Origin of the sequence: Albidovulum sp. (assembly GCF_049646345.1) — a bacterium.
GTDB lineage: Bacteria > Pseudomonadota > Alphaproteobacteria > Rhodobacterales > Rhodobacteraceae > Albidovulum.
Map to the genome: position 1 here is coordinate 1 of NZ_JBARVQ010000570.1, position 8075 is coordinate 8075.

Consider the following 8075-nt stretch of genomic DNA (forward strand, 5'->3'; position numbering starts at 1 on the left):
GAACGTATTGGTGGTCGAGGATGAACCTGCCCAGCGTGAGGTTCTGACCTATAATCTTGAGGCCGAAGGCTTTCGCGTCGCGCAGGCAGACAATGGCGAAGAGGCGCTTTTGCTGGTTGCCGAGGAAACGCCCGACCTCATCGTGCTTGACTGGATGCTGCCCAATGTCTCGGGGATCGAGGTCTGCAGGCGTCTGAAGTCCAAACCCGAAACCAGGGCTGTGCCGATCATCATGCTGTCGGCGCGGTCCGAAGAGGTCGATCTGGTGCGCGGTTTGGAAACCGGGGCGGATGACTACATGGTCAAGCCCTATTCGGTTGTCGAACTGATGGCGCGAGTCCGCACCCAGCTGCGCCGCACCCGCCCGTCAAGCGTCGGCGAAGTGCTGGAATTCGAGGATATCACGCTCGATCCCGAAACCCATCGGGTCATCCGGGGCGGTCAGAACCTGAAACTCGGCCCGACCGAATTCCGGCTGCTCACCACTTTCATGGAAAAACCGGGCCGGGTCTGGCCGCGCGACCAGCTTCTTGACCGGGTCTGGGGGCGGGACATCTATGTCGATACCCGGACCGTCGATGTCCATGTCGGACGGCTCAGAAAGGCGCTTTGCGCCCATGGTGGTGAAGATCCGATCCGCACCGTGCGTGGTGCCGGTTACGCGCTTGGATGATCGGCCGACAACGATTTTTCTTCGAAAAATCGACGAATTTTCGGAGAAAATTCGCAGCCGTCGTCAGGGTTCTGCCTTGGGTTCAAGGATTGTTACACCCGTCGCCGCGGCCCGCGCGAGATCCGGGTCAAGCGACATTGGCACATATTCCCCCCGCCGCCAGAGCACGCTCAGATCATCGTAGTGCCGCGACAGGGGATGTCCCGACTGACCGGTTGAGATGATGAACACCGAACTGTCCGGATCGGCGAAATCATAGACCCCGCGATAGCCGGCCCCATTGACGTTCAGGAAGGGTTCAGGCCCGGTCCCGGCCGTCAGCCCGCGGTCGAGCGTATGGTCGCCCCCGCTCGTTGACTGCCGGATATTGACGAACCACTTCACGACCGGCATCCGCCCAAGAACCGGATGGTCCTGCGTTGCCTGATGCGCGTCGCCCCAGCGCCAGCTTTCAACATTGGGTCCGTAGCGTTCGGAAAGATCCAGCAGTGCGTCATCAAGCGCCATGCGCGCCACATCCGTGCAGCTTTCCACCGGTGCCGATTGCATCACGTCGCACCAGCGCGACGCCCCCTCGATATCGCGGAACACACGTTCGATGAACAACGGCTCCATATGGGTAAATGTATCTGCCAGCGGGCCCAGCTCATCCCGTATCAGCCGGTTTTGTAGCGCCCGAACCCAGGCGGCATAGATCAGGGGCTCGGGCAGATGCTCGTTCATATTGCCGTCCCACTCGGCCAGCACCTCCAACGCCCGCTGGCGCAGCCGTTCCGGTGTGCCAGCCGGTGCCGCCTCACCGGTGAACCAGAGGTCGGCGGCAATCAGCGGCAGGATCGTGCGGGCTGCGGGCGAGACGGTGTCGAGCTGTGCCGCGATGAAACTCTCGCGGCTGTGAACCTCGCGTTCCTGCATCAGCCGGGTCCAGCGCTGCACCCGTTGCGTATCGCCCCAGGTAAAGCTCACATGGCGCGGGAAGGGGCGATCCACCAGCTTGTTGTTGGTATTGCCGACAATGCCGCCCGTCGGATCGACGAAACGCGGATTGAGCGCGAAGGGAAGGGTGCCGTGCCAGCGGTTCTCTTCCACCCAGCCAAGCGACGGAAGCCGCCCCTGACCCTGCATCCGCTCATGTCTCGCCGGAATGGCCCCGAACATCACCAGCGCGATCCCGTCCTGATCGGCCATCGTCACGTTCATCGCAGGCGCCACATAGTCCTTACCGGCGGCGATCCCCTCTTCGACAGAATGCGCCTGCATCAGGTGCAGGGCCGCCGTCATCGATGGATCGTCTGCCGTCAACGCCGTCCAGCTCAGCGCGGCGACATGTCCGGGGGGCGTCACCGACGCAAGATCGTAATGCGTTCCCGGCAATACCGGGCCATTGTCGCTCCAGCGCAGCGTCACCGTAATCGGCGGCGCATCCTTGATCTCGATGATCGACTTGCGGTTGTCAAAGGCCTTCCACCCGTCACTCGTGCGGTAGCGTTCCGGATCGGCGGGGTTGAGTTCTTCGATGTGGATGTCCTGATCATCGGCCCAGGCCGCACCGATCCCCCAGCCGAGCCCACTGTTGCGTCCGGCCAGCACCGCCGGGATCCCCGGAACCGTCGCGCCAATCACCCCGCCCGATTGCAGTTCCAGCCGGGCAAGATACCAGAGCGATGGCGCGGAAAAGTCGATATGAGGATCGTTGGCCAAAAGCGATCCACCCGCCGCCGAACGCGACGGAGCCGCAGCCCAGGCGTTGGAGGCTCCGGCGAAGGTCAGCGAGGGAAGCGGAGTCAGCGGATCGTCCGTCCGGTCCAGTGCGGCATAGGACCGGGATACGCCTGGGACAAGGCTTGCATAGGGCGGCAGTGCCGCCACCCCGTCGCCGGGGATGTCGGGCATCAGGTCCCGGACCCAGTCGTCGGACAATAGCGACAACCGCGCGCGCAGAACCTCGGCCTCGGCCTGCGCCGTATTGCGAAAAGCCATCAGTTTCAGGATCGCCAGCGAATCCGCTGGCTGCCAATAGGCAATCTCATTCGAAAACAGAAAGAACTCCGGCGCGCCCCGCCCCTTGGCCTCGGCATTGATCGTCCCGATCCAGGTATTCACACCGCGCGAATAAGCCTCCAGCGCGGCAAGGGTGGGCGCATCCTGCGCCGCAACCGCACGTGTGGCCAAGCCGTAAAGATCGAGCCGCCGCATCAATTCATCGCTGCGGGCAGTGCGGGTACCAAAGACCTCTGACAACCGGCCCTGAACCGTGCGGCGCAACACGGTCATCTGCCACAACCGGTCCTGTGCATGGGAAAATCCCAGCGCGAAATAGACATCCGCATCGGTCGGGCTGAAGATATGCGGCACGTCAGCTGTGTCGCGGACGATCTCGATCCGGCCCGATATACCCTCGACGCTGAAATCCTCGTCATAGTCCGGCAGCGACCGCGCGGCAAAATAATAGGTCAATGCCACGGTGCAGAATGCCAGCACCATCAGCCCCGAAACGATACGCGTGAGCCAGCGAAAAGCGGTAAGCATGATACTCCGCAAGGATGGGCCGGTCCGGCGCGCCCAGCCCCACCGGACCCATGAACCGGTTGACGGCACGGGCAGGGCGGTTAACTAGGACAGAACGGCCCGAACCGCAATGATCTTGGGAGGATACGATGGCAAAGGTGGCATTTCTTGGCCTTGGTGTGATGGGGTTCCCGATGGCCGGGCATCTTGCCGCCAAGGGGCATGAGGTTACGGTCTTTAACCGCAATGCGGCGAAGGCTGGTGCCTGGGCCGGGCAGCATGGCGGCAAGACCGCTCCGACGCCTGCGACAGCGGCTGATGGCGCTGAATTTGTGATGGCCTGCGTCGGCAATGATGACGACCTGCGCGCCATTTGCCTTGGGGCTGACGGTGCCTTCGCCGGAATGGCCAAGGGGGCGATCTTTGTCGATCACACAACCGTCTCGGCCGCCGTCACCCGTGAACTGGCGGCCGTCGCGGCCGATGCTGGCATCGGCTATGTCGATGCGCCGGTTTCTGGCGGGCAGGCGGGTGCCGAAAACGGCGTGCTTTCGGTCATGTGCGGCGGGGATCAGGCGACTTATGACAGCGCCGAACCCGTCATCGCCGCCTATGCACGCATCTGTCGCCGCCTTGGCGATACCGGCGCTGGCCAGCTTGCCAAGATGGTCAACCAGATCTGTATCGCGGGCCTTGTTCAGGGCCTGTCCGAAGGGCTGCACTTCGCCGAAAAGGCCGGGCTTGATATCGAGGATCTGGTCGAGGTGATCAGCCAGGGCGCCGCAGGATCCTGGCAGATGGTCAACCGCCATAAGACCATGCAGGACGGAAAGTTCGACTACGGTTTCGCCGTCGACTGGATGCGCAAGGATCTCGGCATCTGTCTTGCCACCGCCGATGAGAACGGCGCGAGCCTGCCGGTCACGGCCCTCGTTGACCAGTTCTACAAGGATGTCCAGAAGATGGGCGGCGGCCGCTGGGACACGTCGAGCCTGATGGCCCGGCTCAGAAAGCTCGGATAAAACGCCCCGTCTGCTTCCACTTGGTGAAAATATCTACTATTGACCTTTGGTCAACATTTTGGCGCGACGGTAGCAAGGGCATTGAGCGTGAAGACCTCAAATATCGGAACGCACAATGCCCTTGCGGATTCAGTAAAGCAGCCGTTCAAACAAAGCGCGGCGAAAGCTGGCGGAGAGCCCATATTGACCGATGCTGCGCGAGGCATGAACGGGTGCGAAGCGTGCCGAGCCGACATTAGCCGTGGCAAGACTCAACCCAAGGACGACCTTGCCAATGAAGCTCGACACTGCGGTGCGGCTTCCCAAAGCCGAGCTTGGGCCAATAGCACAGCGTTCAGATGAGTCGGCCGACCGCAAAGCGGGGGTTGAACAGCCATGTAGCGTCGATTGCGAAGCAGCCAGATCTTTCCGCAGCTTTGTGCCTTATTGGTCGAAGTTGACCAAAAAACTGGTGTTTACCGCGTCGGACGAATGTCGGTCTATCGAAATGTGCTGACTGTTTCGTAGGCTGCCTTATCGGTGGCAGAGATCGTACAGTAGCGGATCTCGACGCGTCTCGGCGATACGTCCATATCCATATTGCGATCGTCGATGGTTTCGCCCGCTCCAAATGCGACAACGGATATATTGTCTTTACGTAAATGCTCATGACCCTCTTCATCCGCTCTGCGGGGCGACAGGTTGAATAACTTCTGCACAAATATGCTTTTCACCCGGTCGGCCCGCCGGTCAGCAAGATCGGCATTCTGCGCCGACAAACCGGTGGCGCTGGCATAGCCAGTCAGGAAAATGATGTGATGATTGTCACGTTTCACTCCGCTCTTGCGAAGATTCTTGAACTTTTCCGCGAACGCCACGATCGGCCCGGGATCGTTCGGTACAAAGCTGCCTTCCGAGAAGAAGATATCTGGCCCGTCGACTTGCACATTGTCGCATTCATTCATCCCGTCTTCCCCAAAGGCCCGGATCAACTGTTGCCGAGAGCCATGTACGAAACCCGGCACGGGGACCGCCACACTATCCGACATCCGATTGCCTGCGGAATTGAGCGCAGTGGTCGCATGCGTCAGTGCCTCGACCGCGTTTCCAAGCCCAGACAGGACGTCACTCATTCCGATGTCGTTTCCAGTTTCGTTCAGAACGGTGACAAACACTTCTGGCTTCGGCAACTGGACCGTGACTTGCAACGCTGCGAGTTCGTCAACTCGAACATTGAGCAAATCAAGATCTGTCTGCAGCCGGGCAAGATCGGTTGCCTGGGAGATTGCGGAAGAGATCAGCGAACGCGCATAGCTGTGTGCCGATCGGCCAAAGGTTAGCAGTGTCGTGCGGATCATGCGAAGGTGACCGGCGACACTCCATGGCGCCGTCATCGGCTTCGACGGCAGGAACTGCTGTACCATCGCCGCCTTGAGTATGATCCGCTCTCCGGGGGCTCGGTGCGGCGCAAATACCTCCCAGTCACCGTAACGTCCGAGATGAAACACTTCTTCGGTCATCTGCGTTCCCGACAACGTGCTTGGTAATAATGCTGGCTTCAAACCCGCTGCGATGACGGAATGCCTGTCCGACAGATAGGCTCGGCCGCAGGGAATGCGGTTAGCCAAGGGGAGCCCAACTGTTTCCATCAGAGTTGCGACGCTGCCACCGACAAGAACCGTTTCGCATTTCACGCGCCTTTCGTCTTTGGTGCCAGTGTCGCCGATCCGCGTTTTGGCCGATTGCGCCATCGAGTATAAAGGTGCGCATGATAGCAGTGCTATGGCGGTGATTGCAGAAACGCGGAACAGAACCGTGCGGACAGTAATCCGTTCGCCGTTGAAAAGCGATCTCCAGAGCCAGGCAATGAATCTGTCTGCTTTTCGGGACTGCTCTTGCAACCGCCTCTTGTAGCCAAGACGGAATCGCGCTGCGATCCGCAACATATCGGCAGTTTCGCCTGCCACTTGCCGTTTGACGTCACAAGGCTCTGTTTTGCGTCGCCTGAAGAAATTGATCATCCGCAACCATTTATTGGCAGCCGACAACCGTATGTAGTGGATCAACCAATAGAACTTCAGTCGCCGCATGGCCCGTTTTGAACGACGCCCCTCTTCCGAGAAACGCGCTTTGACCCGGCCGATTGCTCGCGCTACTCTGGAGAGAGCCCAGCCAACTGACAGATACGCGGCAAAGAGCAGCCCGAATAGTGCAACGAGTTCCGCAGCGAGAAATGCACCCGCGCCCGAAGTGACAGACCCGATGGGAAGGTCGATACCCAGCCATCCACGCCAGAGACGGTCATAGACTGCCAATGCCGGTGCCGTGAGGAGGATCAACAGACCGGGCGCCGAAAACAGCTCAGGGGGAATTCGGTCTACCAGACCCGGTCTTTCGTCACCCTTAGAAGTGCGTACCCCATCTTCCGTTTCAGTCGTTTTCACAATCTTCAGCGACAGAAGAGTTTTCATCTGGACGGATCGCAAGCCGGTCACTACCGACAGTCTTCCGCGTCTTAGTTCGTCTAGGTGGCGTTCGCAGAGAAGCCGTTTGCCATCAGGAACCGAACAGTCGGGGCACTGCCGGTCGGCATCCTTGCCTACACAGCGTGTGCCCGACTTTTCGCCATTCTGTGTCGCCCGGCGTTCCATAGGTCTAGCCGGACTGAACAAGTTGCGGAGCAATGTTGACGCCGGTCAGGTTGACGATGGCGTGACCCAGCGCCCGAACGGCAGTGTCAAGAATGGTCTGCCGGAATTCGTAAGTCTCGTATTTCAGACCGTTCAGATAGACTTTCATCGCCCTCTTGTGCGACCGCATCAGAAACTCGGCGTCCGCTTTGCTGATCCGGCCCGCGGCGTAATCGATCTTCGTTTGAATGACGGCCTCCGAAATGGATCTGAGATACCCGCTCGACTGTTCCCTGTTCTTGGCGAACCAGCTGCCTGCCTCATCCGACAGGGCTGAACCGAGTCCCTTGAACAACTCGTCGACGGTCTTTGGAGTGAAACCTTTGTAATCGAATGCCATGATGTCCTCACTGAAGAATGTTGTTGATCGGGATGGCGCAGGTCAGGCGGATGGTCGTATATGCCGGTGACTGGGCAAGGCCGACGCTGCGATGACGTTCTGCCATGTCCTGAACACCGGTGACGCAGGTGCCAAGATCGTCGGCCATCAGTTTCACCGCCTCAGTTGCCGGAAGACCGTCGTCTGCTTCTGACCGGTTCAGCGCCCAACCGCGAACGACTTCCAGTCGCGCCACAGCGGCCGCATAGCGCGGAGCCGCATTGTGATAACTCGCCGGTTTGGAAAAATCGCCCAATTGCGCTGCGGCGACGAGTTCCGAAACCACTTCCAGACCGTCTGCGGCAGTTTTCGTCACGGGGTCGGGGTATGCGGGTTCAAAGACGGCGCATCCGGTCAAAGCGATGACAAGCGAAGTGGCGGAAAAGCCCTTGTACAACATCCGTTTCATGCGCTCATCTCCCATGCTTCGTTTTCGACTGCACGATCCATCGCGATATCCGCGGATGCATCGAGGAACGTGATCCAATTCGCGAGGTTCGAGAATCCCCCCAAACCCAACTCCTTGCGCACCGCACGTTCAGCCAACTGGGTTTCGGGTCCGTAGACTCCGTCAACGCTCACCATCACGTCAAAGAGGTGGTGGGCCGCATTCTGCAGAAACAGGACCCTGCTTTTGGAATGTGGGCGAAACCCTACCTTGTCTCCGTTGTCGAAATGGATGTGGTCGCGATGGCTCGGATTGTAGTCATAGGTAAGAATGGTCCCGAACGTTTGCCGAAGTACCGCCTCGATCGCCAGATAGAGATGCGGCCTGGCCGGAAAGCTGTTGGCGACCCATTTTTGACCTGACGCAAAGATGAAAC

The 8075-nt window shown here is 59.7% G+C and carries 8 protein-coding genes; 2 read left to right on the top strand and 6 right to left on the bottom strand.

What is annotated here, in order from left to right; translation table 11 throughout:
- Positions 1–7 precede the first annotated feature (7 nt).
- Positions 8–673, top strand: coding sequence for a phosphate regulon transcriptional regulator PhoB (gene phoB / locus WBB85_RS14845; RefSeq protein WP_432639385.1), 666 nt, complete (start codon positions 8–10; stop codon positions 671–673).
- Between the two features lie 63 nt (positions 674–736).
- Here the strand turns inward: phoB and WBB85_RS14850 are convergent, their stop codons facing one another.
- Positions 737–3202 carry a penicillin acylase family protein gene (locus tag WBB85_RS14850; protein WP_432639378.1) on the bottom strand — a complete coding sequence of 822 codons (2466 nt, stop codon included), beginning with the start codon at positions 3200–3202 and terminating at the stop codon, positions 737–739.
- A gap of 128 nt (positions 3203–3330) precedes the next feature.
- Here WBB85_RS14850 and WBB85_RS14855 point away from each other — a divergent pair, with 128 nt between their 5' ends.
- Positions 3331–4203, top strand: coding sequence for an NAD(P)-dependent oxidoreductase (locus tag WBB85_RS14855; protein ID WP_432639379.1), 873 nt, complete (start codon positions 3331–3333; stop codon positions 4201–4203).
- A 129-nt stretch (positions 4204–4332) separates the two neighbouring features.
- Here WBB85_RS14855 and WBB85_RS14860 read toward each other — a convergent pair whose 3' ends face one another.
- The 5 genes from WBB85_RS14860 to WBB85_RS14880 all read right to left on the bottom strand — a co-directional run.
- Positions 4333–4491 (bottom strand): hypothetical protein, encoded by a 159-nt coding sequence (locus WBB85_RS14860; RefSeq protein WP_432639380.1) that lies wholly within the window; start codon positions 4489–4491, stop codon positions 4333–4335.
- Positions 4492–4682: 191 nt separating this feature from the next.
- The gene (locus tag WBB85_RS14865; RefSeq protein WP_432639381.1) at positions 4683–6653 is read right to left on the bottom strand and encodes an OmpA family protein; all 1971 of its coding nucleotides are present in this window, start codon (positions 6651–6653) and stop codon (positions 4683–4685) included.
- Positions 6654–6837: 184 nt separating this feature from the next.
- On the bottom strand, positions 6838–7212 hold the full coding sequence (locus WBB85_RS14870; protein WP_432639382.1) for a hypothetical protein: 375 nt from the start codon (positions 7210–7212) through the stop codon (positions 6838–6840).
- Positions 7213–7219: 7 nt separating this feature from the next.
- Positions 7220–7660 (bottom strand): hypothetical protein, encoded by a 441-nt coding sequence (locus tag WBB85_RS14875; protein ID WP_432639383.1) that lies wholly within the window; start codon positions 7658–7660, stop codon positions 7220–7222.
- Positions 7657–8075 (bottom strand): hypothetical protein (locus WBB85_RS14880; protein ID WP_432639384.1); only part of this gene is annotated, 419 nt, incomplete at its 5' end. The genes WBB85_RS14875 and WBB85_RS14880, both read right to left, overlap by 4 nt.

Bases quoted from the DNA above. Each gene is read 5' to 3' on its own strand.
- WBB85_RS14850 (WP_432639378.1), bottom strand. From the start codon at position 3,202: ATGCTTACCGCTTTTCGCTGGCTCACGCGTATCGTTTCGGGGCTGATG.
- WBB85_RS14855 (WP_432639379.1), top strand. From the start codon at position 3,331: ATGGCAAAGGTGGCATTTCTTGGCCTTGGTGTGATGGGGTTCCCGATG.
- WBB85_RS14865 (WP_432639381.1), bottom strand. From the start codon at position 6,653: ATGAAAACTCTTCTGTCGCTGAAGATTGTGAAAACGACTGAAACGGAA.
- WBB85_RS14870 (WP_432639382.1), bottom strand. From the start codon at position 7,212: ATGGCATTCGATTACAAAGGTTTCACTCCAAAGACCGTCGACGAGTTG.
- WBB85_RS14875 (WP_432639383.1), bottom strand. From the start codon at position 7,660: ATGAAACGGATGTTGTACAAGGGCTTTTCCGCCACTTCGCTTGTCATC.